At 44.2% G+C, this 24,717-nt stretch carries 20 protein-coding genes; 8 read left to right on the top strand and 12 right to left on the bottom strand.

All coding sequences use genetic code 11. The features are described from left to right. Positions 1-30: 30 nt before the first annotated feature. The 4 genes from FEM33_RS26550 to FEM33_RS14145 are packed head-to-tail and all read left to right on the top strand — an operon-like array spanning position 31 to position 9,858. Positions 31-2,349 (top strand): hypothetical protein, encoded by a 2,319-nt coding sequence (locus tag FEM33_RS26550; protein WP_201747752.1) that lies wholly within the window; start codon positions 31-33, stop codon positions 2,347-2,349. Next, entirely contained in the window at positions 2,346-4,307 is a 1,962-nt protein-coding gene (locus tag FEM33_RS14155) for a contractile injection system tape measure protein (protein WP_139012649.1), read from the top strand. The genes FEM33_RS26550 and FEM33_RS14155 overlap by 4 nt, the downstream gene beginning before the upstream one ends. A gap of 18 nt (positions 4,308-4,325) precedes the next feature. Beyond that, a complete protein-coding gene (locus tag FEM33_RS14150) occupies positions 4,326-8,504 on the top strand; it encodes an eCIS core domain-containing protein (RefSeq protein WP_139012648.1) in 4,179 nt (1,392 codons plus the stop codon). Positions 8,505-8,526: 22 nt separating this feature from the next. Then, positions 8,527-9,858 (top strand): ATP-binding protein, encoded by a 1,332-nt coding sequence (locus FEM33_RS14145; protein WP_139012647.1) that lies wholly within the window; start codon positions 8,527-8,529, stop codon positions 9,856-9,858. 35 nt (positions 9,859-9,893) lie between these two features. Here the strand turns inward: FEM33_RS14145 and FEM33_RS14140 are convergent, their stop codons facing one another. From FEM33_RS14140 to FEM33_RS14105, 11 genes are all read right to left on the bottom strand, one after another. Further along, on the bottom strand, positions 9,894-11,324 hold the full coding sequence (locus FEM33_RS14140) for a TolC family protein (RefSeq protein ID WP_161597128.1): 1,431 nt from the start codon (positions 11,322-11,324) through the stop codon (positions 9,894-9,896). Positions 11,325-11,337: 13 nt separating this feature from the next. Beyond that, positions 11,338-13,584 (bottom strand): peptidase domain-containing ABC transporter, encoded by a 2,247-nt coding sequence (locus tag FEM33_RS14135; RefSeq protein WP_139012645.1) that lies wholly within the window; start codon positions 13,582-13,584, stop codon positions 11,338-11,340. Positions 13,585-13,639: 55 nt separating this feature from the next. Then, positions 13,640-14,830, bottom strand: coding sequence for an HlyD family secretion protein (locus FEM33_RS14130; RefSeq protein WP_139012644.1), 1,191 nt, complete (start codon positions 14,828-14,830; stop codon positions 13,640-13,642). A 115-nt stretch (positions 14,831-14,945) separates the two neighbouring features. Further along, positions 14,946-15,119: a hypothetical protein gene (locus FEM33_RS26355; protein ID WP_161597127.1), complete on the bottom strand. Its 174-nt coding sequence runs from the start codon at positions 15,117-15,119 to the stop codon at positions 14,946-14,948. Between the two features lie 379 nt (positions 15,120-15,498). Beyond that, the gene (locus FEM33_RS26350) at positions 15,499-15,642 is read right to left on the bottom strand and encodes a hypothetical protein (protein WP_161597126.1); all 144 of its coding nucleotides are present in this window, start codon (positions 15,640-15,642) and stop codon (positions 15,499-15,501) included. A 39-nt stretch (positions 15,643-15,681) separates the two neighbouring features. Next, on the bottom strand, positions 15,682-15,864 hold the full coding sequence (locus tag FEM33_RS14125; protein ID WP_139012643.1) for a hypothetical protein: 183 nt from the start codon (positions 15,862-15,864) through the stop codon (positions 15,682-15,684). Positions 15,865-16,018: 154 nt separating this feature from the next. Then, positions 16,019-16,246 carry a hypothetical protein gene (locus tag FEM33_RS14120; protein ID WP_139012642.1) on the bottom strand — a complete coding sequence of 76 codons (228 nt, stop codon included), beginning with the start codon at positions 16,244-16,246 and terminating at the stop codon, positions 16,019-16,021. A 196-nt stretch (positions 16,247-16,442) separates the two neighbouring features. Next, positions 16,443-16,874 (bottom strand): hypothetical protein, encoded by a 432-nt coding sequence (locus FEM33_RS14115; protein WP_139012641.1) that lies wholly within the window; start codon positions 16,872-16,874, stop codon positions 16,443-16,445. Between the two features lie 88 nt (positions 16,875-16,962). Next, the gene (locus FEM33_RS26855) at positions 16,963-17,085 is read right to left on the bottom strand and encodes a hypothetical protein (protein WP_262711987.1); all 123 of its coding nucleotides are present in this window, start codon (positions 17,083-17,085) and stop codon (positions 16,963-16,965) included. A 51-nt stretch (positions 17,086-17,136) separates the two neighbouring features. Then, complete coding sequence (locus FEM33_RS14110) at positions 17,137-17,274, bottom strand: class IIb bacteriocin, lactobin A/cerein 7B family (RefSeq protein ID WP_139012640.1); 138 nt, start codon at positions 17,272-17,274, stop codon at positions 17,137-17,139. A gap of 47 nt (positions 17,275-17,321) precedes the next feature. Next, on the bottom strand, positions 17,322-17,465 hold the full coding sequence (locus tag FEM33_RS14105; RefSeq protein WP_139012639.1) for a Blp family class II bacteriocin: 144 nt from the start codon (positions 17,463-17,465) through the stop codon (positions 17,322-17,324). 396 nt (positions 17,466-17,861) lie between these two features. Here FEM33_RS14105 and FEM33_RS14100 point away from each other — a divergent pair, with 396 nt between their 5' ends. The 4 genes from FEM33_RS14100 (at position 17,862) to FEM33_RS14085 (ending at position 23,624) form a co-directional block, all read left to right on the top strand. Continuing rightward, positions 17,862-18,431 (top strand): RNA polymerase sigma factor, encoded by a 570-nt coding sequence (locus FEM33_RS14100; protein ID WP_139012638.1) that lies wholly within the window; start codon positions 17,862-17,864, stop codon positions 18,429-18,431. Positions 18,432-18,437: 6 nt separating this feature from the next. Continuing rightward, a complete protein-coding gene (locus tag FEM33_RS14095; protein ID WP_139012637.1) occupies positions 18,438-19,217 on the top strand; it encodes a tetratricopeptide repeat protein in 780 nt (259 codons plus the stop codon). Positions 19,218-19,353: 136 nt separating this feature from the next. Next, entirely contained in the window at positions 19,354-20,781 is a 1,428-nt protein-coding gene (locus tag FEM33_RS14090; RefSeq protein WP_139012636.1) for a S8 family serine peptidase, read from the top strand. Between the two features lie 110 nt (positions 20,782-20,891). Further along, complete coding sequence (locus tag FEM33_RS14085) at positions 20,892-23,624, top strand: CHAT domain-containing protein (protein ID WP_161597125.1); 2,733 nt, start codon at positions 20,892-20,894, stop codon at positions 23,622-23,624. A gap of 52 nt (positions 23,625-23,676) precedes the next feature. On the opposite strand, the gene FEM33_RS14080 is transcribed toward FEM33_RS14085, so the two are convergent. Then, the gene (locus tag FEM33_RS14080) at positions 23,677-24,672 is read right to left on the bottom strand and encodes a ScyD/ScyE family protein (protein WP_139012634.1); all 996 of its coding nucleotides are present in this window, start codon (positions 24,670-24,672) and stop codon (positions 23,677-23,679) included. Between the last annotated feature and the right edge of the window lie 45 nt (positions 24,673-24,717).

Genomic DNA, 24,717 nt, shown 5'->3' with positions numbered 1-24,717 from the left:
TTTCAAAAATTAAGGGAAGATGGATTGTCGATGATCCGTGCACTTTCCGGCAAGCGCTGGACGGACCATAACCTGCACGATCCGGGCATTACGACACTGGAAGTATTGTGCTATGCACTGACCGATCTGGGTTACCGGACCGAGCTTGTAAAAGAAATTTTTGAATCCGGAAAAACGATTCCGCCGGAATTTACAGATCCGTATTTCTTTCATAAAACAGAATTGTTTCCGGGCGCCCCGCTGACTGCCGGGGATTTTGAAAGTAAAGTGGAAGAAAGTCCCGAAGTGCTGCTAGCATGGTTTACGAAATCTGCAATCCTTCACAATGGCCATGCGGTCAAAGGCGCATATGAAATTGTCGTGATGCTCCGGCCGCATCCCGAACTTGGCGAACTGAACACGGACGGCATACAGCTTGTTCTGGACGCCGGGCAGACCGGAATGGACATTGTTTTTTTTACGGAAGAAAACCGCAGAATGGACTGGGGACGGATTGAAAAGGTGCTGAATTGCCAATGGAACAGGTCCGTGGATGACAATCTCTTTGTGTACGAAAAGTATAATTTCCAGATTTCAATGGTTCTTGAAATTGTATTGAAGGAGCAGACGGACGGGAAAGCAAGTAAAATAAATGTAAAAGCGCGCGGAAGCATTTATGCCGGCCAGTCGTTTGGTGCACTCAGTAATTTTGATGATTATCAGGAAATTATCATAGCAAGGCTGGAAAGTCCGGAGTTTGTTCAGGAACTTGATGCGCTTCTGCTTCGGGAAAAAAACAAGCAGCAAATGCTTCTGGACATTCACAGATCCATTCTCCCGTTCCGGAACCTTTGCGAGGACTTTGTATCGTTCCGGATTGTGAACACTCAGGAAATCAGAATTGATCTTGAAGTCATTCTGAAAAACAGCACGGACGATCCGGATGCGGTGATCAGCGACATTTTTTACCAGCTCGATTCCTTTCTGTTCCGGATCGTAAAGGAATCCAAGCGGAACGAATCCGCTTCCAGAAACAATATTCTGTACGCATCCAATCTCATCGAGGAAATACTTACGAAAGTAAAGGAAGTGGAAGCGGCAAAGATCAGAAACATGAATTTGTACATAGACGGTGTTCCAACGATTCCGCTTGGCGAAGAAGCCGTTTTTGAAAATCTTGAATTACATCCGTTTACCTATTTTGCACCGCGTTTCAGCAAACAGAAATCGTCTGTACGCATTATACATTTCGTTGAAAAGGCCGTTGACTGGAATCCCTCAGGCGCCCAGCCTTCCATGGTGCCTTTTACAGAAACCGTTTTTCCTGATTTGCAGCAAGCGGAAACAGATCCTGGTCCGTTTACCGGAAGTGGAACGTTGCTGATGGATGAAATTGCTGAATATATATCCATTCAAAAGGATTTTCCTGAAAATTACAAGCTCGGCGAAGGCCAGAGTACAAATCGGATTCCTGATCCGCAGCAGGCGAAAATCCGGCAGTTCAAAGCATACCTGTTCTTTTTTGAAAGATTGCTGATCGGTTATCTCGGGCAGCTTTCGGATTTGTCATCACTTTTTAATGTCAGAAGTCAGGACAATACGCCGGAGCATGAGATTGAAAAAATCATAAAAGCCATTCCTGAGCTGGAAGAGCTTGGTTTGCTGGATGCAGATAAACTAAACGAGCTGAAAGCAGATTTCGGTTTTAGTACAAGCCGGCAAGTAAAGGTTGTAAACCACCTGCTGGCAAGATTTGCGACCAAAGGTTCCTTTGTCCGGTTGTCCGGGCCGGGAGCGTACGATGAAACTGAAAAGCTGGAAAAGCTGCGAATGCTTTTGCACGACGTTCCGCTGATTACACGCAACCGGGGTACCGGGCTGCCGATTACCGCGGACGGAACGGCGGTCTGGGAACAGGATATGCTGTCCGGTTTTCAGAAAAGGCTTTACCGCCTGACCGGCATCGACAACCCGGCGCTGAACCACCGGAAACTGAGCGAGGAAAAAGGAAATGACCCAACGGGGTTTTACCTGGTCGAACACATTTTGCTGATCGGGAAAAAGGGTGCAAACGAAGCCGAAAACAGGTTTAACAAATCGGCCGGACTGCTTTTCAATTATCTGGCGGCATTGATGCAGGACCATTTGCCGGCGGACCCTTACTCTTTTCAGCTTACGATTATTTTACCGAAATGGTACCCGGTATGGTTTGACAGAAAGGAATTTGTGGAAAATATGATAGCGGAAGAAGTTCCCGCACACATTCTGCCTTATATCTACTGGCTTGATTACCAGGAAATTGTTGAATTTGAAGCGTTGTATGAAAACTGGCTTACGGATCTGCTGCAAATTTATTTACCTGCAAAATGAAACAGACGCACAAAATACAGAAACAAAGCCTGTTACTGAACTTCACAAACGAAGCGGAGGCCATGTCGTGGAACCGTTCCGCGTCTGAATTCAACCAAACTAACATTCTGCCGGTACTGGTCAGGCTTTTCGATCATTATGCAGGGAAAGAAGAACATTTTGAAATCGACAAGCTGGAAATAAACATTGGTTCCGTAACAAAAGAAAACTTTCTGCCCGAACTGGAAAAGGAGCTGAAAAAAAAACTGGACAGTATATTCCAAAGCCGACTGACTGTTGAAAATGACCCTGAAACGGCGCAGACGCAACGGCATTTCTCCGAGGCCATAAAAAACCGGCTTAGTAAAGTCGCAGCACATGCGGACCGCACCGAAAGCAGTCACTGGACGGATACTTTCAGTTATTTTCTCGATTACGGGATTTTGCCGTGGAACAGCCGTGTGCAGACGATAAAGACTTTAGAAAAACAAATGACAGATATTATTTCCCGGAACGGAACTGAAAAATTCCATGGACTCAGGCAGCAATTAACAGGCAGGCCGGCAAGGAAAAGACTTTACAATCAGTTTACGGCAGATTTTAATTTTCTGGTTCTGTCCGGGCTGTTCGTTTCCGAATACAAACTGCTTTTGAAACTGCATAAAGAGCTGTCTGCAATCTTCACAACAGCCGTTCCGAATGAAGCAATTGAAAACAAATTTCGTCATAAAAATGACCGGTACGGAATAGTAAAATGGATGAGTCTGGAAGCATCTTCAAAACCGGATGTATGGCCATTGGAATACATTGAATTTTATGTCACAACCATTCTTCGAAAAGATCACCGGCAGGCAAATGAACTTTTAAATAATGCTGTACAACTTTCGGTTCGCCGCCGAAATACAGTTACATTACTGATTATAAAGTATCTGAAAAATAAGGAGTTTGGCAAAAGCAGTGACTTTAAATCAAAGGAGAAAAATCATTTAACCAGAGACAATAAAACCGGTGAAACCAGTCGGGAACGGACTTCGGAAAGCCAAGGCCGGAAGGAGGGAGTGAAGGTGGGAAAAGAGGAAGAAGGAAGGGAGAGAGGGATTAAGGAGGAAGAAGGAAGGGAGGGAGGGATTAAGGAGGAGGGAGAAAGGGAGGAAGGGATTAAGGAGGAGGGGATTAAGGAGGAAGGGATTAAGGAGGAAGGGATTAAGGAAGAGGGGATGAAGGAGGAAGGAGGAAGGGAGGAGGGAATGAAGGAGATTAGTGGAAAAGAGTGGGGACGGGGTGAACGTATTTCGTTGGAAACGGGGAGGCCGCTGCATTTTTTGGGTGAGGAAAAAAGTAATTGGGGTGATTTTTTTGATGGAACAGAACCTGAAATATCAAGAAGAAGCCGGGATGGAGGAATGTGGAGCGATGGCAAAAAGGAGGGGGAGCTTACGACTGAACAGTTTGAAAAAAGTGAATTTTTGGCTGAACCGGATTTTTATTATGTAAGTCATTCGGGTGTATTGCTGGCCTGGCCATATCTTTCGCCCTTGTTCAGGATATTGGGTTTTACGGAAAACAATAGGTTTAAAAATGAGCATTTGCAGCATCGTGCCGTTCATTTGCTGGCTTTTGCTGCAACGGGAAAAGTCCATTCCGAAGAGCCGCAGTTGCTGGTTGCCAAGCTCCTCTGCGGAATGCCGCTGCATATGCCTGTTGTGGGAAAGTCTAGGCTTAAAAAGAAGGAAAAGGACGAAGCCGTTCTGATGCTGGAAAATCTGATCGCCAACTGGGCAATTCTGAAAAATACGTCGGTGGAAGGTTTGCGGTCGTCTTTTTTTGCACGTGAAGGGAAACTGAACCGTGAAAACGGACCATGGAAAATCATTGTGGAGCAAAAAAGTTTTGACATGCTGCTCGATCATTTGCCTTATCCGATTTCGATCATCAAGTTGCCGTGGATGGATGATATGCTGAAAGTGGACTGGATGTAACGTTTTAACTGCAATAGTATGCAAGCTGCCGTCAAAACTGCTAAAAACCCGGAAACCGGCTCAAAATCCGCCGGAAAACCTTTTTTTGACAAAAACGGAAAAGACAGCTTTTTCTCTTCAAAGTCCCGTTCAGCAGAAAGTTTTTTCCCGGCGGTGCAAACCCGATTGAAAATCGGCGAGCCGGGCGACAAGTATGAAAAAGAAGCGGATGCGGTTGCCGGCAGCGTAGTCCAAAAAATGGCGCAGGAAAAAGTGGAAACTTCTGTTCATGCCAGGAAAAAAGGAATTCAGCGGAAATGTACCGATTGCGCCAGCGAAGAAAAGGTTTCACGAAAGGAAAATCCCAAAGGCGAACAGGATAAGGATCTGCACCGGAAAACAGCCGGCATAGCACCCTTTACAGCCATTCACCGCGCTTCGGATCAGGCTGAAAAAGGAAAAGCAAACGAGAAAGAAAGCGTAAAGCGAAAACTCGCAAAAGAGGAAGAACCCGCCATTCACAAGCTGAAAGACCGCGACCAGGAGGAAAAAGTAGCGAAGAAAGCGGACACGGAAAAAGAGGTCAAACGAAGGATCAAACCTGCGGAGGAAAATGTGCAGAAAAAAGCTTCGGGCAGCACGGCAGCTCCGAAAGACGGATTGGAGGAGAAACTGAACGCAAGCAAAGGTTCGGGAAGCGTATTGCCGGCGGGAATCCGTTCCCGAATGGAAACTTCAATGGGCGCGGATTTGTCGGGTGTGCGCATACATACCGGAAGCAAAGCGGCGGAAATGAGCGAATCCGTTAACGCGCAGGCTTTTACCTACGGACATAACATTTACTTCAATCAGGGAAAATACAATCCGGATTCCACTGAAGGCCAGCATTTACTGGCACATGAACTGACGCACACGTTGCAGCAGGAAGGCGGTGTTCAGCGGAAAATAAAATCCGGAGCAGATTCCGGATTTGCCATGTCGCAAACGCCGGTAATTGCTTCCGGCCATACGGGAATGCCGCATATCCAGCGTGACTTGCTGAACGATGCATGGAAAGCAACGGGCGGACAACTGGTTGACGCAGCCGGAGAAGTGCTGGAATTCAGCGAAACGCTTTTCTGGGAAGTCGTGGAAAAAATCGGCGGAAGCAGTTTGACGGCTACTTTAAGGGAAATACAGCATGCGGGCGTTGCGGAATTTTTCAAAAACAAGCTTCTGGGCGCTGTCAACACCATTTTTGACGGACTGCAGAACAATTCCGGTGTTATTGCTGTAGTTTTTCCCAAATTCGGTGAGCTGCTGAACCGCGCACAGGTGATCATCAATGCTTTGGCGCAGGGCGATTGCCAGCCGCTGTTTGCAGCACTGGAAGAACTGAAAGGCATTGTAACCGAAATGGCGGGAGAAGCATGGGACGCCATAACCGAATTCTTTCAGCCGGCCATCGACTTTTTTACCGAAGTCTGGAATTCGATTGCGTTGCCCGCCATTGAATGGCTGAAAAACAAGGCAGCAGCCATTTGGGAAGGCATCAAACAAGTCGCCGCATTCATTTGGAAAGGGTTTTCACCCGTACGCGATGCGGTCAGTGCTGCGTGGGACTGGCTGCAAAGAATGCTCGGACTGAACGCGGACGAAACCGGGGAAGAAGGGCTTATACAATGGGCCCAGCGCAAGGTGGAGGCGGTTTGGGAAGAAATCAAGGAACTGGTCCGCCCCGTTATAGAGCCTGCAAGACAGCTTGTTACAAGAATTGCCTCCTTTATTCCGCTGGGCGCCATTCTGAACCTGCGTCAGACGATACAGGACTGGCTGGCCAAAGTGGTGGCCACTTCGGCGGCCATGGGCGGTGACGCTTCCAACATCGGGAACGAAGCTGCGCAGACGAGCCTTAGAAACCAGATTTTACCGGCTGTCCAGGCATCCATCCATAATTTAAAAGGTTCTATTTCGGAGGCTGCGGCGTGGATAAACGGGCAGGTCGGTGAAATTTACAATGCTGTAACGGGTTTCTTTTCCACTGTCAGGAACATTCCGTTATTAAGCATGGCAGGAAGCGCAATCGAGTGGCTGGAAACAAAAGCTGCCGAATTCAAGGACTGGTGCCAGACGCAGATCACCGCACTTTTTGACGTACTTCAAAGCGGTCTGACGTATTTGTCGGGCTTCCTGACGCCGATTTATGATGCGCTTCAAAGGATATTTTCGGCACTTGGCGATCTGCTCGGGAAACTGCCGGAATTCCTGCTCGGGCCGGTTTGGGCTCTTCTTCCGGATTGTATCAAAGAACCGATCAAAAAGTTTTTTATTGAGCAGATTCTCGGCAGGCTGTCCTTTTTCCAGAAACTCAAACAGGCTGAAAATATCTGGGAACGGATCGAAGATATGGCCATTGTGGCTCTGAAACAGGTTTTTATTGACGGGGATCTTGGAAAAGCGATCTGGACATTTTACAGCACCATGCTGGATATCATCGGAATTCCGCCGCAGCTTGTAACCAGAGTAATTGCCAAAGCCGCGCAGTCGCTGAGTGACATCATGGCTGATCCGCTGGGTTTTCTGGGGCATTTTATAAGTGCGTTGAAGTTGGGTTTCGAACAGTTCTTTAACCAGTTGGGAACGCACTTGCTCAGCGGGCTTCAGGCGTGGCTTCTTAGCAAACTGGAAGGAACGGGAATCGAAATGCCCAAGGATTTCAGTTTTATGTCCATGCTGAAACTGGCCTTCCAGATTCTCGGAATTACAGTCGATATGCTGCTGAAACAGCTGGAAGAAGTAACCGGCAAAAAAGGACTGAAACAAAAGATAGAAAATTACATCGGCGTTATTTCCGACGCATGGGAATGGTTCCAGAAACTGATGAACCAAGGTCCGGAAGGCGGCAGTATCTGGGACAAACTGGAAGCTGCGGTCGGAAGTATCTGGGATATGGTTCTGGACGGCATAATCGGCTGGCTGGAAGAAACGATTGTGGTAAAAGCACTTGCCTGGATTGCACAAAAGCTTGATCCGACGGGCGTTATGGCTGTTATCACGACGGTTATAGACGTATTTGTCGTTTTTAAGGCAGTTGTTGAAAAAGCCCGGGAAATCCTTGAAATGATCGAACGCGTTCTGGACGATATCGGGTCGCTCATTATGGGAATCATCGACAAAGCAGCCGTTGTACTTGAAACAGCCATTGCATCGGCGATCCCGGTCGCGATGGCCATTATGTCTTCCCTTTTTGGCCTCAACGGCGTTGTGGACAAAGTGAAGGAAGTAATTCAGGAACTGCGCCAGAAAGTGGAGAACGGCATCCGGAAGGTAATGGAAAAGATCAAAGGCTGGATTGAAAAGCTTTTTGGGAAAAGCGAGGATGAAGCGGATGAACTTTTTGAAATCCATAAATCCTTTGAAGCGGAGGGCGAGCCCCATGAACTGAATAACAAAAAAGGCAAATACGAGCTTGTCATGTCTTCTTCAAATCCGGTTTTGCTGAGCAACCATCCCGATAAAGAAGTCAGAGCGGCCTATGAAGAATTTCTGAATGCAATCAAACTGGCAAAAAGCCCGACCGAGAAAAAGGAAAAGGCCAATGAGAAAGTGGCCATCATAATCAAGAAAATCAAGGCGGCAAAAATGGCGTCAGCTCCCGGCGCGAGTGCTCCCGGAATCGGTACGGTAGACAAGCATACGAATCAGCAAAGTAAATTGCGGAACAGCAAAATTGAGGTCTGGTATATGGAATCCGAACACGTTATCCCGCGCGCCATCATCAGCCAGGCATTTGAAGCATTGATCATGTCCGGTGTAAAAGCAGGCGGCGCCGACTACAAAAACATGCATACCATTCTGATTTATAAAGGTGCGGCAAACGCAAAAACCAACAATGGCGGCGATCAGCATTTGATCAATGTGTTTAAAGAGGCTGTACAGGAAATTGTTCAGGAAGTTTTCAGGAATCCGAAGTATATACCGCAAGGACTGGCTCTAATGTCCAGCGTTGTTACGAATCTGCTGAGCGGGTTTGCGATGGATGCAAAACAGCGGACCAATGAGGCGATCATTGCTGAAAATACAAAGAACGGCATTTACCGCGGACCGGAAAACAATCCAGAACCGCCGACGCCTGCGGCCGGCAAGGTTAGTCAGGCATATGAAGCTCAGAAAAAAGACATGAACAATCAGTTGAACAGCCGCATCAAAACGTTCATGAATGAACGCAGTAATCCTTGATTGTCCATTACAGTGAATCCAGATGACGCATTACCTTTCCACTTTACTGGATGATTATTTGAAGCCGGTAATCCTTACGCGGCTGGGAATTCATTTCAAACAAAAGACGGATTTTAAAAGCATTGAAAAAATTCCTTTTCCGGATTTTTCAGGACTTAAAGAACCTTTTGCTTTGTTTTTAGAGAACAGGGAATTGTCTTTCGACGAGATCATTTGTCTGTTGATCGCACTTGTACCGCACCTGAAACCCGACTTTTTCGATAATGCCATCCATGCCTTTTTTGATCAGCCGACGGATTTTTCCCTCATCGGCGGCGTTCGCGGAAAGCAGTTCAGAGGGTTTATACCAACAGGTGAAACGGTTTTGTTTATACTGGCCGGAGACCATCTTGAAAAGCGTCTTGGCATACAGCAACTGTTTGGAGAAGATCATTTCTTTGCCCGGAAACGCATTTTATGGCTGGAAGATGCACCGGCAGGAGAACCGGCCATGAGCGGAAAAATCATCATGGCACCTGAATATACCGACAGCCTGACAACCGGGAAAATTTCCAGGCCGAGATTCGGGATTCATTTTCCGGCCAGACTGATTGAGACCGAAAGGGAATGGAAAGACCTTGTGCTGAACGAGCATACGATGCAGCAGCTAGGCGATCTGCAGAACTGGGTTTTGCACGGCAACACGCTGCTGAAAGACTGGAATATGAAGCACATGATCAAGCCGGGTTACAGGGTATTGTTCTACGGATCGCCGGGAACCGGCAAAACGCTGGCGGCAACGTTGCTGGGAAAGTACACCGGAAAGGATGTGTACAAAATCGATCTTTCCACAGTTGTTTCCAAATTCATCGGAGAAACGGAGAAGAACCTTTCCAACTTGTTCACAACGGCGGAAAGTCACGAATGGATCCTGTTTTTTGACGAGGCCGATGCCCTTTTCGGCAAGCGTACGGGTGTTCGCGATGCGCATGACAAATATGCCAACCAGGAAGTTTCGTACTTGCTGCAGAGGGTGGAAACGTATCCGGGCCTTGTCATTCTGGCATCCAATTTCCGCGACAATATGGACGAAGCTTTCATACGCAGGTTCCAGTCGGTCATTTACTTTCCGAAACCGCATAGCGACGAACGTCTGAAAATCTGGCAGAATGCGCTTCCATCGCAGCTTACGCTGGACAAATCGGTTACATTGAAAAACATTGCGGCGCAGTACGAACTGACGGGTTCCAATATCATCAACATTGTCCAGCAGGTTTGTCTGAAAGCGCTGGCTGCGAAGCAAACGAGCATAAGCCACGCTTTGATTACGGAAAGTATACGAAAGGAACTGGCCAAAGAAGGCAAGATGCTGTAAGCGGTTTTTTTTGATGAACTGACAAGCACTTGAAACTATTCTGCAGAACCGGTTTCGTAGAACTGCAAAACCTTTTTTCGGACTGTGCATTCGTATTTTGTCTGGATCAGGTTGGCTTTTGCACGGTCGAGGCTGCTTTTTGCCAGGGTATATTCCAGCGGACTGCTCACGCCGTTGGCCAGTCTGATTTCGGCTGCATGCAATGCTTTTTCCAGAACAATGACTTGGGTATAAAGTGTTTTGTAGCGCTCTGCGGCATTTTCAAACATTCGGAAAGCCTGTTCGATCTGCTGCATCAAAGCCTGCCGGACCTGCGACTGCTGATTTGCTGCGATCATTTTCTGGATACGCGCTTCCTGCATTTTGTAAGACGAACGGGTCGCGTTAAAAACCGGAATCCGGATCGAAAGATTCAGTGAAAAAGCCCTGTTAAGCCCCAGTTGATTAAAGTAGCCGATCGTCTTCTGCTCCACAGACGGACTGAACGATGTTGCCTGATACTTTTTACCGTCTACATCTACAAAGGCGTTAATAGGCGTTTCCGTATAATTTTCGCTGATTACCGTTTTCCGTGCGATGGACGAAAACGCCGTTCCGAACGAGCTGCTCAATGAGAAAACGGGATGTTTGAGCCCTCTTGCAATTTCCAGGCTTTTTTCGGCTGACTTTACCCGTATTTCACTTGCTTTTATTTCAGGAAGCAAACTCAATGAGGCAAGATAAATATCCTTCCCGTTTCCATTTACAAGAATCGTATCGCTGTTTTCAACGGGGTTCAGCTCAAATTCGCTTTCCGTTGCAGGTCTGTTCAGCAACTGGTTCAGGTTCATACGGGCGATCCGCAAGTCATTTCCGGCATTGGTGATCTGGATTTTGTCATTGGCAAGCTGCGCCTGAAGGCTGTACAAGGCGGACTCGGGTACAACCTGTAATCGGATTTGCTTGTTTGTCCGGTCTATTTGCTGCTGCGTGGATTCCGATTGCGCCAGGGCCATATGGAGCAGTTCCTTTGACATCAGTACTTGCATATAAGCCTGTAACACATGCAGTACAATGGAATTCCGGGACGACTGGACATCAAGCTGGCTGGCCGACAGATTCATGGCAGCCTGTTCCTGGGCATTTTTCCGCTGGTACCCGTTGAAAAGGATCCAGTCTGCCTTGATCCACAAGCTGTTCGTCCCGATCTGGTTATTGGTGATCAGATTGGTGTATGGATCCACGCTGCGGCCCAGCGAATAGCCGGGATTAAATACACCTTCCACGCTGGGCAAAAGTTCTCTTTTCGTCTGCTGATGTGCATTGATCGTAGACTGCAGGCCCAGTTCGGCTTCCCTGATCTTGAGATTCCGGGCAAGTGCCATGTCGATGCATTCGGTAAGCGACAGTTTGTCCTGTGCACGAGCCGGAACGGCGAGTGCCGTACAAAGTGAAATCTGAAATAATTTTTTTGTTAAAAAATGCATGGCTTTCAGAATTTTAGGAAACATTGGAATCTATTGCGACTGTTGTACCGTTTGCGCATACATTCACCAGGCTTGCATGATCGAGCAAATCTGTTCCGGAACCGATCATATACTGGGATGCCCACAAGCGGTAATAGGCATGATGGTTGGCCAGCAGTCTGGCGTGGCTGCCTTCTTCGATCAGCTTGCCGTCTTCAATCACCATGATTTTATCCGCACCCATAATGGTGCTGAGGCGGTGCGCAATGATGATGATCGTTTTGCCGGATTCCCGCAATTTTTCAATCGTATTCTGCACGGCCTTTTCCGACAAGGAATCCAGCGAAGAAGTGGCTTCGTCCAGAATGATAATCTGCGGGTCGCGGTATAAAGCCCTTGCAATGGCAATCCGCTGTCTTTGTCCGCCGGACAAACTGGCGCCGTTTTCACCCAGATAAGTATGGAACCCGTTCGGAAGCTTTTCAATAAAGTCATTGATACCAAGCAGCTGGCAGGTTTTTAGAATACGCTGCATATCCGGCTGAAATTCACCCACTGCAATGTTGTCAATGACATGGCCGTTGAACAAATCGACCTGCTGCGGAACTACACTGACGATGCGCCGGAGACTTTCGTTGCTGATGTGTTTGATGTCGTAATCGCCGATGTGAATGGACCCGCTCTGCAGCGGATACATATTCTGTAAAAGCGACAGGAGCGTGGATTTTCCGGAACCGCTTTCGCCTACAACTGCCGTTACTTTTCCGTTTGGTATGGTCAGGTTAAGGTCCTGAAAAACCTGCACCCTTGATCCATAGCGGAATGAAAGCTGGCGGAACGTAATGTCACCGACCATATCAGGCGTCAGTTTAATCTTGTTTTCGGTTGATTCCCGTTCCAGATCCATGATTTCAAAAAGCCGGTCGGCTGCTATGAGTGCATCCTGGATCACGGTATTGGAACTGATCAGGCTGCTGGCCGGGCCTGTAAAATAGCCGATCAATGCATAAAACGAGAGTAATTCGCCGGGTGTAATGGCGTTGTCCAGTACAAAACCTGCGCCGACCCAGAGTAAAATGATCGTAAATAACCGGGATATAAGCTCAGAAGCATTTCCGGCCCAGATGGAAACCGAAGCGGAAGTAAATATACTTTTCAGCAGCTTCATGAACCCGACTTCCGTTTTCACATTGGCATACGATTCCAGCCCGAAGCGTTTGATCGTACCCATGGCATTCAGCGATTCCACAAGCTGCGATTCCAGGTCAGCGGAATTTTCCATCAGCTTGCGCTGGCCTTTTCGGTTGATCCGGTTGATGATGAAAAATACAGCGGCATAAAACGGGATCACAGCCAGCATTATCAGCGCCAGTTTCCAGTCGTAAGTGAACATCATGCCAAATGAAAACACAACGATAAACAAGTTTACAACGAGCGAAAGCGCCGTATCATTAATGAACGCCCGGATTTTGACCGCATCATTTACACGCGAAATAATTTCACCGACGCGCATGGTATCAAAAAATTGCTGCGGCAGTTTCAGAAGGTGTTTGTAATAACCCAGAATAAGCCGCGCATCAATCTGCTGTCCGGTTTTCAGGGCAAATACACTTTTCATTGAACCTATAAACAACTGCAGTCCCAAAATCAGGATCATGCCCGTACTCAGCAGATTAAGTAAATTTCGATTGCCTTCAACGAGGACGTTATCCACGATTTTCTGTACGTAAATGGAAGTGGACAAGCCAAGTACGGTGTACATCACGGCACCAAAGAGAGCCTGTGTCATCACAGAACGGTGGGGTTTGATCAGGTTCCAGAAACGGCTTGTTACGGATTTTTTGTTGTTTCCGGTTTCAAACTGTTCGCCGGGAAGCAGCAGGATCAGTACGCCGGTCCATATTTTTCTGAATTCATCATGCGTGTATTTCTCCAGTTTTCCGGTTCCGGGATCCATCACGGTTATTTGCGTTTCGGAAACCTCGTAAATCACGACAAAGTGATGCAGCACTTCTTTTACAATCACATGCGCAATGGCGGGTTTCGGGATGCCGGCGAGATTTTCAAAATGGCCGCGTACGCCTTTGGCCTGAAACCCGAGCTTGTGCGCCGCTTCAATCATGCCGAGCACATTGGTGCCTTTTTTGTCCGTCGAAGCGTACTGACGGATACGCGCAATGGGCATCATGAGCTTGTAAAATGCACAAATGGATGCCAGACAGGCGGCGCCGCAATCCGTTATATCGTGTTGACGTACGCAGATTTTCTTTTGATTAAACATGGCAAATAAAGATTAGGATAAAACGGTAAGCTGATTCGGGCTTTTAAGAATCACATTATCTTGCGGCAACTGCACGCGGCACGGCAGGCGTATTTTTGGGATTAAGCCAGTCGTCGGCCTTGTCGTAAAGCAGATCGTACAAACTCCGCTCGGTGATGATGAAATGTGCCCGCAGTGTCATTCCTTTCTTTAAATACCCTTTTACACCTTGCCTGAGCGTAAGATGATCTTTGTTGAGCCGGCATTTAACCCTGAAAAAAGTCTGCTGCTGATCTGTTACCGTCACATCATTGGAAATACTTGTGATGGTTCCTTCGGCCATTCCCCACTGATTGTAATCATAAGCATCCACCTGCATGCGGGATTTCATGCCGTGCCGCAACAGCCCGATATCTTTTGGAGAAACATAGCATTCCACGATCAGGTTGGAATCAGGCGAAATCACACCCAGTATTTCTCCGGGCTGCACATAACTTCCTGTATACTTTCCGGCCAGCTGGCCAATGGTGCCGGCAACAGGCGCGGTGATCGTCAGCAGCTCTTTTTCCTTGACAAGTTGCTGTTCCTGCGACCGCAGTTCGTCCAGCGCCATCATGTATTGAGAAAGTGCATTTTGCCAGTCGCTGACTTGTCGTTCTATGAATGAACGGTATTGCGCCTGCGCCGTGTTGAATGCAAATTCCTTGTCTTCAAGCTCTTGGCGTGCAATTACTTTTTCGGCAAAAAGATTTTGATTGATCTCCAGTTCCCGCTTTCTTTTCCGCTCCGTTTCCGCCAGTTCCGCCTGCTGAAAAATGTATTGTTCGTATTGCTGCCGATAAAGCGAAGACTTCAATCCTGCAACCGGGCGGTTGGTGCCATGGGACGATACCAGTAAGGTAAGATCACGGATATAAAGTTGCTTTTCGGCCTGCTGTGCATGCAGCAACCGCAGTTTGCTGTCCGGAATGGCCGTTTGCAGTTGAAAAACAGGTTGTCCGGCTGTTACAGTCTGATTTTCGTGCGCCAGTACTTTCGCAATTGTTCCGCCAGCCAGCGACCGCAGCTCGTTGCGTTCGGCTTTGGAACGAACCATGCCTGAACTCTGAACGGAAACGTCTATACGAATGAACGGAAGTGACAAAAGCGCGATCAAAACCGCGAGTACAACCGAAACATAAATGATTTGTCCCTGGACAGAAACCTGCGGAAGGTATGCTTCCGTAGTATGCTCAATGACTTCCGCGGGGTAAAGCTGCGTTTGCATAGCATTGGGATTTTAGAGTTTAAAAGATCCGGAAAACGGCAGGAATGGAAATGGAAAGAGGAGGGAAGTACGGGCAAATAACCTTAATCATACTGGAACGGGTCAAATACTGAGGTTAATTCCGGATTACAGGAGGATAACAGGGCGGCCCGAACGGAATAAACGGAAATTCCTCAAAAGGCTTTGACGGTCCAACGCAGCCTCCGGTTTTTACACCGCCATGAATGTCATGCTGTTGAGCCGGATTCAGTTCCGTTTTGCAGCATTCAAATGGTTTCTGATTTTTCATGTTGTTTAACTTAAATAAAAGTTTATTGATATATTTTTTGCTTTGTTTTATATCCGTATAAATGATGTTTTGTTACCATGCTATTAAAAAATAATAGTCATTATTTTAAAATAACAAAAGGCAACCCGTCCGGGGTTTAATAATCATATACTGCACTTAAAATTGCTATAAACAGGAAACCGCTCCGCGGTTTAATAAACTTCGGAAAGGCCGTCTGTTTGCAGAACAATTTATTTTATTTAAAATTAAAAAAGACTATTTATGTAGCCTGAAACAAGCCGGTTTAATACAGCATGGATCATGTATTATTATTAATCCTCATTGCGATTTTTTAATGATATTGATGCTCTGCTTTTCGAAAAAAGCAGAGCATACTTGTTTACTTGGATACTGCGGCATAAGCGAGTACGCCGACAATAAAACCTGCTACGAGTACCTGAAGTAATCCGCCTTCAGTCTCGGTTAATTCTGATTGGCTTAAAGATACAAGCCCGTCATTTTCATATGTCAGATTAGCATTCATTGTTCTTAATGTTAAAGATTAGAAATAATGAAATATAAATTAATGCGTAGCAATGTAATGGGCAACCGTTACGCCAATGGCCACTCCCACAAGAAATGCCAGGAAGCCGCCGTCCACTTCCGACATTTCATCCGTTGTCAATGAAACAAGGTCTCCGCCTTCATAATTTGCAAAAAGATCTTCAGGCGATTTCGTTGAAGTTTGTGAATGATAAGTATACATAACTGTAATTTTTAGATTATGAATTATAGATAAAAAATGGGATGATTAGTTTCTCCGCATTCTGATTTCACTGCTGTTTTATGCAATCAGATGTGAGATGTACAAACGCTGCCTGCATCAAACTTTCCTGCATAAAGCAGAAAGTTCTTGATGGTTAGTATTGAGTATTAAAATTGAGCGTCTTATCAATATTAATGATAATACCCCAAATAAACGGAATGCGGTAAACCGGCAAGGTGGAATAGACTCCGCCGTCAATCTTTTCCTGAAATTCGGGAGAAATTTCACCGGTTTCCATTTGCGCCAGTTTACGCATAAAATCCTCTTTTGACGTAGCCGAGGCTTTCAGATCCGCTACGATCCCTTCTTGGTTTGCTTTCATTGGACAGTTGTTTAATTGAATTGTGAATAAAAATTAAGAATAAAGCTTTCCTAGGCAACAGGCTTTTAGCTGATGCCGAAAAATTGGTTTTTGATTAAATTACAGGCTGGGAACGTAAAACTGTATAGCTTATACGTTTATTGAAAACGTTTTTATTTGCAATGCAGAAATTAAGATTTTTGTAAAGGTGTTTGGGTCAGGCTGCAATCGACTGCCTTTCCTTTTCAGCATTGCGAACGATTTCATTGCAGTTTGCACATGCAAGTGCACCTTGTTGTGAAAACCAGCGGCATTTGCTGCGGATTGCACAAGGAACCAGCAGTTCTTCCCTTTCAGCCTTTTGGTTCATGGCTTCAATTACCCTGCTGACAAGGCTGCACGATGCATGCTCATGGCTCCATTGATGGCATCCGCCTTCAATACATTTTCCTGAAAACCGGAATCTTTCTTCTGCGGATTTTCCGGTATTTTCCTCATATTCTTTGGCAGATTCAACAAATGTTTTATCGATTCTGATTGGTTCATGCAGGTATTCAACCTTTCCGTCCTTGCCAACGATACCGAACAGATCAGCACCGGGTTTGGCAATATAACTGGGACATTGCAAGGATTCTTTTTGCTTTTCCATAACTGTTTAAATTAATTAATTCACATCATTTCAGAGAATTTGCATGTATCAGAATTCCCGTCCCAAAAAAAAAGGAAAAGTAAAATGCCTAGCAGTTTTTGATAATAACCGATGCAATCAGCAGGGGTACAAGCCACCATATACCGCCTTGTATTTCTTTTAATTCGTCCCAATTTAATTCTTGCGCATCAGGTTGTTCTGGATTTTTCATTTTGTAAATTATTTTGCTAGCTAATGTCTTTAAACCCTATTGTATTTATGTTCACTTTTGCTTTTCAGAAAGCATTTCGACTATTTTATAGGCGATCAAAGGAAGCCAAAGCGGCGAAAATCCGCCTTGTATCTGTTTTATTTCCTGGGAATCCAGTTCTTTGAATAAGGGATAATTTAAGTTTTCCATCTTGTTTATCATTTTTGATTTAAAATTGGATAATGGAATCGGAAGCATTATTTTAATAATGATGCAACTGCTACTCCTGCTGCAACGCCCGCGGCGAATCCGGCCACAAATACAAAAATGAATCCGCCTTCGATTTCCTGTAATTCATCTACATCGAGTGCTTTCAAATCAAGCTGATCTAACTTTTCCATATTGATAAGATTTAAAATTTGATTAATTAACAAGTTGCCTTTTTTACTGTTCGGGTTTATATCCGGATGGCCTTCTGTTTGTTACCTGTTTTTTGCAAAATATTCATCTTTCTAAAACAGCTTTGCTGCGCTATAAGGAATTTGCTTCTTTTTGAGTGACGCTCTTCCTTATTATACTTCAGTTAACTAATTAATGAAAACCGTTTAATAAGAAACGGGCCGTAAACAAGTAGATAGTTTCTGAAAATAGACAGAAAACCGGCAGACAGTTTAACTTTACATAGTGCAATATCGTGTAACTGCAAGTAGATTTTTTAACTTTTAGAAAGCACATGTGCACTTAAAAAAAACAGCAAGGCAGCGTATATAAAGGATTGTATTTTAAAGTTTAATTCAATGCCACATCCCGATCAGAAGTATATAGACGCACTGTTAAATAATGACAGAATACTGCTTGATGAATTGTACCGGAAGTTTTCCGGCAAGGTAAAATGGATGGTGTTAAAAAATAACGGAACGGAAGCAGAAGCAGCCGACATTTTTCAGGATGCACTGATTTCCATCTTTAAAAAAGCGAGTGTGCATGATTTTGTATTAACCTGTCCGCTGGATGCATTTCTGTACCTGATCTGTAAAAAGAAATGGTTAAACGAGCTGGATAAAAAGAAGTTTAACCAGGTAACAACCTTGGAAGACGACGGATTAATCATTAGTGAAGACAGTTTTAAACTGGCCGAGGATTTTAATTTTCATGAGGAACGCTTAAACCTGATTACGGAGAAGCTGGAAGAACTTGGGACTGTCTGCAGGCAACTGCTGCGTCTGAGCTGGGCAGGCAAACCGATGGAGGAAGTGGCGCAGATGACAGGATTGACTTACGGTTATGCACGGAAGAAAAAATCGGAATGCATGGCGCAGCTTGTCACATTGGTAAAAACGTCTTCACGGTTTAATTCTTTAAAATAAAAGATCATGGAAACCCACAGATTTGAACAGTTTGATTTATACCTGAACGGAAAAATGAGCAGCGAGGAAAAGGCGTACTTCGAAGCTGAATTGTCTTCCGATACGGAATTGTATTCCACGTTTGAAATTTACCGGACGGTTGAATTGGCAATGCGGGAAAAGGAAATGCACCTGGTTAATCACAGTGCGTTATTAAGTTCTTTGCATACTTTAAATGAGCGTTATTTCAGACCGGATTCGCAGCAGGAGGAAGAAAAAGGAGTACCGCTTTATTCGGGAAGATTAGCCCGCTTTTTTACAGGGATGGCCGCGGCCGTCGGCATTATATTACTTTCCTACTTTATTTTCTTCACTTCAAAAGACAGTGTTAAAACGTTGGCAACCAATTACTACAATGAGAATTTTATGCAGTTGAGCCAGACAATGGGGAATGCGGATGACAGCCTTCAATCAGGAATTGCGGCTTATAACAGGAAGGATTATAACAAGGCATTGTCTTATTTCAAAAGCATATACAAAAGCCATCCGGAAAATAGTGAAGCAAAAAAATATGCCGGCCTTTCTTATCTCGCCAAACGTGATTACACGAATGCATTAAAAGAATTTGATGAATTGTCACAAATGCAAAATCTGTATAGTAACCCGGGGACATTTTTGAAAGCCGTTACACTTTTGATGCGCGATAATCATGGAGACAGGCAATCAGCAAAACAAATTATGGAGAAACTGGCAGGAGAAAATACGGAAGGAAGTAAGGAAAGCAGGGAATGGCTGAAAAGCTTTTAATCAGGCATGGTTTGACAGAATCCGGACTGAAATCAACAGAATAAAACGGCAGTTCATAACTGTTTCAATAATTTCCGGATGCTGGTTTGCAGATTAATTATTTAAGTAAATATATAATTACTAAACCGCAATTGATATGGATAAGAAACCATCCGGCGACTTGCCGCTTTGGATCAGACGATCCAAGAAAAGGAATGATCAGTATGCTCCGTTATTTCTTAAAACATACAAACAAAATCAAATCTGTGTTTTTTTTAAGGAATTGCCAACAGCGGAAGACATTGCTGTTGTAAAAAATTTTCTTTTGGTTACTGCAAAAGAAATCAATGGCCGGAGAAGAATTGATTCCGATCACGTTGAAGTTGTCAAATGCGATGATTGCGGGTGTTTGGCCGTATTGTTTATCGGCGATTTATTTCATACTGTAATCAATGGGGAAGGAGTTGTTGTCGGCTCTGTACCGAGCCCTCCGGTTGTTGGCGAATATTCCCATAACTTTTTTAATGATTCTCCTTTTGAAAAAGAAAACGGCAGTTTTTTTAATGAATATCCGTTATTCCAAAAGCCGAAAGACATTGATACCGGCAAGGAAAAGATTGTGGTTGCAGTCTTGGATACCGGATTTGACGATAAACTGATTGATTCGGACTATTTATGGAAAAGCAAACCTGACGATTTCGGTCCGGACTGTTACAAAGACGTTGAATCCGGCTGGAATTTCTCCGAAATGAGTTCCGGTAATATGGGAAATTCAGATTTCAGTGATGATAATCCGTATCGGCACGGTACTGTTGTCAGTATGTTCATTATTAATGAATTTCTTAATTCCCAAAATAATGCGGTTGAAATAATGCCTTTAAAAACACATAAGGCAAACGGACAAGGCGACTTTTTCGGAATCATTTGCGCCATACATTTCGCTATGGCAAAAGGTGCCCACATCATCAATGCAAGCTGGGGTTTTTACTATTACTACCGCAATCAATTTGCTTATTTCGACAACTTAATCAACAAGACACTTAAAGAAAGTGGAATACTGTTTATTACGGCTGCAGGCAACAAATTTGCCGATGAAGAACTGATTGCAAAAGAAATTTATCTCAAAGAATATGGATTGAATATAACCGATGAGCAGCTTCGGAATCTTGCAATTCATCACTTTTATCCGGCAGACCTCAGCGTTTATCCAAACAGCGTATTGACTGTAACTACAACGGACGGAAAGAATACAAGTCCAACCCAGAATTTTTCTCGCAGGTATGTTGATCTCGGTGTATTTGCCGATGAGGAAATGAAATTTTATGTTCCGTTTCAAGGTAAATCGTGCAGGGACATGATCAGCGGATCTTCTTTCGCAACGGCAATTGCAACGGGTGTAATCGGAGCTTTTGCACAAAAGAAGTTACTCAGACTTGAAAATATTGACAAAACGCAATTGCTGCATACGCTTACGCTTGTAGATGATTCGGAATTATTGCCGGCTGTAATGTTTGATGTTCCCGAGCTTGAATTCAAGCATATCAAAAAAGGAACCTGTACCAGGAAGACTTCCCGAAATAATTAATTGATACGGATATGTATAAGCTGTTTGTATTGCTCAATCTGCTTCCTTGCTTGTGTTTGTGGAAGCAGCAGGTTAATGCTCAATGTCTTTCCAATTCTGAATTTCGCCAATTGCTTAAAAGGATAGAAGAAAACACGACAGTTCCGGATAACGAAAATCTTGAACAACTTTTGTTGCTGCAGCAATCGTATTTGAAATGCAACCTGGTTAAGGATAGTATTTATGCCCGGATTTTACATAGAACCGGAGGCATTTACAGTAAAACAGGGGATATAGAAAAAGCAATACTTTTTACGAAAGAAGCCATTGCTGTAAACAGAAACAGTAAAAAGGCGGACGTTTCTTTTCTGGCCAACAGTTATTTTAATCTTGGCACGTTTTACAGCCGGATTTACCATTACGGATATACCCACCGTTCGCTGGATGAATGTGTAGCCATAAGCAAAAAATTCCCTTCCAAATATTTTCTGGCTTTTATGGCTTATGAACAAAAAGCATATCTTTTTTTTCAGACCGGAGATTATGAAAAAGGAATCGAGACCGCTGACGAAGGCATTCTGTTTGCAAGGAAAATAAAGGATGTTCCGGCAGAAGGAGCATTGTTATGTCAGAAAGCGCAGGCACAAATTGAATTAAAGGATTCTGAAAATGCCGAAATAAATATTCAGAAAGCAATTTCCATTTTTCACGGAAATGCAATGTATTCAAACCGGCTTGCTACCGCTTACGCAGTTTATGCGCAGTTCATGAAAAAGAACGGAAATGATAAAACGGCGGTCAAATATTATCTGGAATCATATAAACTGAACGAACTAACGGGAAACTGGGCGCAATGTTCGCGCGATATGTTGAATCTTGGTTACTTGTATGACAGCAATTTGCATGATACTTCCAAAGCGTTAAATGCATATGAAAAAGGAATGCAAATGGCCGATAAATCCAAAGACGACTATCAGAAATCGGGATTGTTTATCAATATGGGATTTCTTTATCATCGTCAGAAAGATCTGGATCAGGCGCTGCGGTTCTATCAGAAAGCACTTAATGTTTTGCCTGTTCATTTCACCAATACTTCCATTACAAGCAATCCGGATCCTAAAATGCTGATGCTCGTTTCCAATGATTATTTTATATCCACATTGCTGTCGAATAAGGCGGAGGCGCTTCTGGATCTTTACAAAATCAGAAAGGATAAAATGCTTCTGAAAACGGCTTTGGAAACTTTCCGGTTAGCGGATAAAGCAGTGGATCTGATGCGCTGGAAGCAATACGGCGAACAGTCAAAACTTCACTGGAGAGAGAAAACCAATAGAATGTATGAGCATGCAATTGAAGCCTGTTATCTTTTCAACGACGTTCAGCTTGCATTTTTCTTTATGGAAAAAAGCCGGGCGGTTTTACTGAATGATCAATTGAATGAACTCGGCGCGTCTGCCAAATTGCCCATTCAGGAATCAGAAAAAGAATACAAATTCCGGGCGGCAGTAATTAATGCACAGCAGAAATGGACTACTTCCACCATTGACAAAACGGAAAATGAAAAAATGCAGGCTGAATTCCTGAATGCCAAAACAAATTTCGATCATTATATCAAAACACTTGAACAAAAATATCCTGCTTATTATCAGTATAAATATTCTTCGGAAGTGCCGGATCTAAACACACTTCAGAAGTACCTTTCAACAGCAAAAGCCAGTTTTGTTCATTATTTCATGAATGATTCTGTTACCTATATGCTGAAAGTTACCGCCAGGGATGCTGAACTCGTCAAGCTTACAAAAGAACAGTTCGATCCGTGCAGCATTGATGATTTTACGCAAATGTGTTCAGAAAAGCAGACCTTGATAAATCATTATAATGACTTTGCCTTTTTATCCAATAAATTATATAAATCATTGGTTCAGCCATTAAAATTGCAAACCAGAAAAGTCATCATATGTGCCGATCATTTTCTGATTCCGTTTGAAGCATTTTCCAAAGATAAAACCGGCAAAGCGCTTCTCCTGAAAGATCATGTTTTCAATTACGTTTATTCGGCAGGTTATTTACTGAAAGATTTTGGTAATATTCCGGCAAAAGGGAATTTTGCCGGATTCGCACCGTCGGGTTATCAGCAACATCTTAAAGTTACGGATCTGAAAAATGCAGCATTTTCACTGGAAAAAGCGGCCGGTTTTTACCATAGAACCAGGTTATTTACGAACGAAGAAGCAACAAAAAGTAATTTTATCCATAACATCAGAAAATATAATATCGTCAATGTTTTTTCGCATGCAAAAGCTGACAAAAACTGGAGTGAACCGATGTTATATATGCAGGATTCGGTCATTCGGCTTTCTGAACTTCAGTTATTAAACCATCAGGTTGCAACACGGCTTGTGATACTCAGTGCTTGTGAAACCAATGCTGGTAAAAGTGCGGCGGGTGAAGGAATTTACAGCCTTGCAAGAGGTTTTACGATGGCTGGAATTCCGTCCATAGCGGCCACTTTATGGAAAGCGGATGAGCAGGCTATTTACGATATTTCCATTCATTTTCACAAATATCTGGCGCAGGGTTTATCCAAAGATAAAGCTTTACAAAAGGCCAAAATTGATTTTATTGCAGCAAATAATATTGAAAAGTCACTGCCGTATTACTGGGCCAATCTAATTTTAATCGGCAATCCGGAACCGATCAATCTTGCAGGAAATTCAATTTTAGCGTGGCTGATCCCGGTTTTAATTGCTTTGGTAATACTTTCCGCTATTATATTTTACAAAAGTATTTACTATCGGGAAAACAAGAGATATCATCAAGTATTTACCAAATCAAAAATACCAAACGGATCCTTATTTAAATAAAAAAAGACGCAGGTTTAAAAAAACGGCGTCTTTTTATGCACTTTATTTCTCTTTAATAAGTCAGTTTGTAAAGATGTCCCAAGGCAAAACTGATCACATGAAACTGTCTGTCGCCGGTTCTCCGAATATCGGTTGGCATCATCAGCCCTCCGGCCAATACGGTTCCGTCTTCATTAAGAACCGCTCCGCTAAAAGGAACAAATCCGTTCGGCAGCGCAAAATCTGAAAATTTGATAACAAGGGGTTTTTTGTTGGCACTCAGTTCAATGTGCGTCAACATTGTCAGGCCGTCTTTGTAAATGGTGACATTGCCATTCAGGTCTACTGCAAAAATCTTTGCATTGCCGGGCGCAAACGGGAATCCGGTTAGCGAACTGACGAGGAATTTGCTGCCGTCAAACACGATTCCGGTAGGAACGGCGTCGATGGTGCCGCCTGCAACAGACGGGATTTTGGCAAAAAGTGAAATATTTCCGGTGTTCTTATCCCATTTGAAAATGGCATTGGCTCCGGCATCTGCAACATAATAGTTTCCGGCGCCATCAAATTCTATATCAAAGATGTTGGAATTAACAGGATCGGTGAGATTAAGGCTCCTGCTGTAAGTACCGATGTCAGTTTGTGTCAGCGACGCCATCGGAATCTGCGGATTTCCCGCTTTGAAATTGGAAACATCGGCAACATACAAAATACCGTCAATGCCGTGCAGGATGTATAATTTGCCGTTAACGTATTTGATGTGGCTTAAACCTTCATTGGATTCAGGCCCGGCCGTTGAATGAAAACCACTGATTACAGTTGTCTTTTGTCCACCCGGCGTAAGCATTACAATAGCTCCGTCGTCATTTCCGGTTCCAATTTCTGCAATCCATAAGTTCCCGCTGCCATCCATGTCCAGTCCGATTGGCGAACGTAATGTCGTATCAACAGTTGTAACTGCAAACCGTGCCGGTTCGGGAATGGGTACGACATGGTCTGTGGTACAGGCAACAATGCCGATGGCAAGAGTCAGGAATGTAGTAAAAGAGAGTAAAATGGACTTTTTCATTCGGTATAAGGTTTGAAAGTTGGTAGGAAAATATTTAGGATGCTC

Source organism: Dyadobacter flavalbus, assembly GCF_006149045.1.
GTDB classification, from domain to species: Bacteria; Bacteroidota; Bacteroidia; order Cytophagales; family Spirosomataceae; genus Dyadobacter; species Dyadobacter flavalbus.
The sequence above is the reverse complement of the archived record's forward strand: the minus strand, read 5'-3'. Positions and strand labels throughout refer to the sequence as shown.

Bases quoted from the DNA above. Each gene is read 5' to 3' on its own strand.
- FEM33_RS14130 (WP_139012644.1), bottom strand. From the start codon at position 14,830: ATGCAAACGCAGCTTTACCCCGCGGAAGTCATTGAGCATACTACGGAA.
- FEM33_RS14110 (WP_139012640.1), bottom strand. From the start codon at position 17,274: ATGGAAAACTTAAATTATCCCTTATTCAAAGAACTGGATTCCCAGGAA.
- FEM33_RS14135 (WP_139012645.1), bottom strand. From the start codon at position 13,584: ATGTTTAATCAAAAGAAAATCTGCGTACGTCAACACGATATAACGGAT.
- FEM33_RS14150 (WP_139012648.1), top strand. From the start codon at position 4,326: ATGCAAGCTGCCGTCAAAACTGCTAAAAACCCGGAAACCGGCTCAAAA.
- FEM33_RS14120 (WP_139012642.1), bottom strand. From the start codon at position 16,246: ATGAAAGCAAACCAAGAAGGGATCGTAGCGGATCTGAAAGCCTCGGCT.
- FEM33_RS26855 (WP_262711987.1), bottom strand. From the start codon at position 17,085: ATGAAAAATCCAGAACAACCTGATGCGCAAGAATTAAATTGGGACGAA.
- FEM33_RS14125 (WP_139012643.1), bottom strand. From the start codon at position 15,864: ATGTATACTTATCATTCACAAACTTCAACGAAATCGCCTGAAGATCTT.
- FEM33_RS26355 (WP_161597127.1), bottom strand. From the start codon at position 15,119: ATGAAAAATCAGAAACCATTTGAATGCTGCAAAACGGAACTGAATCCG.
- FEM33_RS14090 (WP_139012636.1), top strand. From the start codon at position 19,354: ATGGATAAGAAACCATCCGGCGACTTGCCGCTTTGGATCAGACGATCC.
- FEM33_RS26550 (WP_201747752.1), top strand. From the start codon at position 31: ATGATCCGTGCACTTTCCGGCAAGCGCTGGACGGACCATAACCTGCAC.
- FEM33_RS14140 (WP_161597128.1), bottom strand. From the start codon at position 11,324: ATGCATTTTTTAACAAAAAAATTATTTCAGATTTCACTTTGTACGGCA.
- FEM33_RS14095 (WP_139012637.1), top strand. From the start codon at position 18,438: ATGGAAACCCACAGATTTGAACAGTTTGATTTATACCTGAACGGAAAA.
- FEM33_RS26350 (WP_161597126.1), bottom strand. From the start codon at position 15,642: ATGAATGCTAATCTGACATATGAAAATGACGGGCTTGTATCTTTAAGC.
- FEM33_RS14100 (WP_139012638.1), top strand. From the start codon at position 17,862: ATGCCACATCCCGATCAGAAGTATATAGACGCACTGTTAAATAATGAC.
- FEM33_RS14080 (WP_139012634.1), bottom strand. From the start codon at position 24,672: ATGAAAAAGTCCATTTTACTCTCTTTTACTACATTCCTGACTCTTGCC.
- FEM33_RS14105 (WP_139012639.1), bottom strand. From the start codon at position 17,465: ATGGAAAAGTTAGATCAGCTTGATTTGAAAGCACTCGATGTAGATGAA.
- FEM33_RS14145 (WP_139012647.1), top strand. From the start codon at position 8,527: ATGACGCATTACCTTTCCACTTTACTGGATGATTATTTGAAGCCGGTA.
- FEM33_RS14155 (WP_139012649.1), top strand. From the start codon at position 2,346: ATGAAACAGACGCACAAAATACAGAAACAAAGCCTGTTACTGAACTTC.
- FEM33_RS14115 (WP_139012641.1), bottom strand. From the start codon at position 16,874: ATGGAAAAGCAAAAAGAATCCTTGCAATGTCCCAGTTATATTGCCAAA.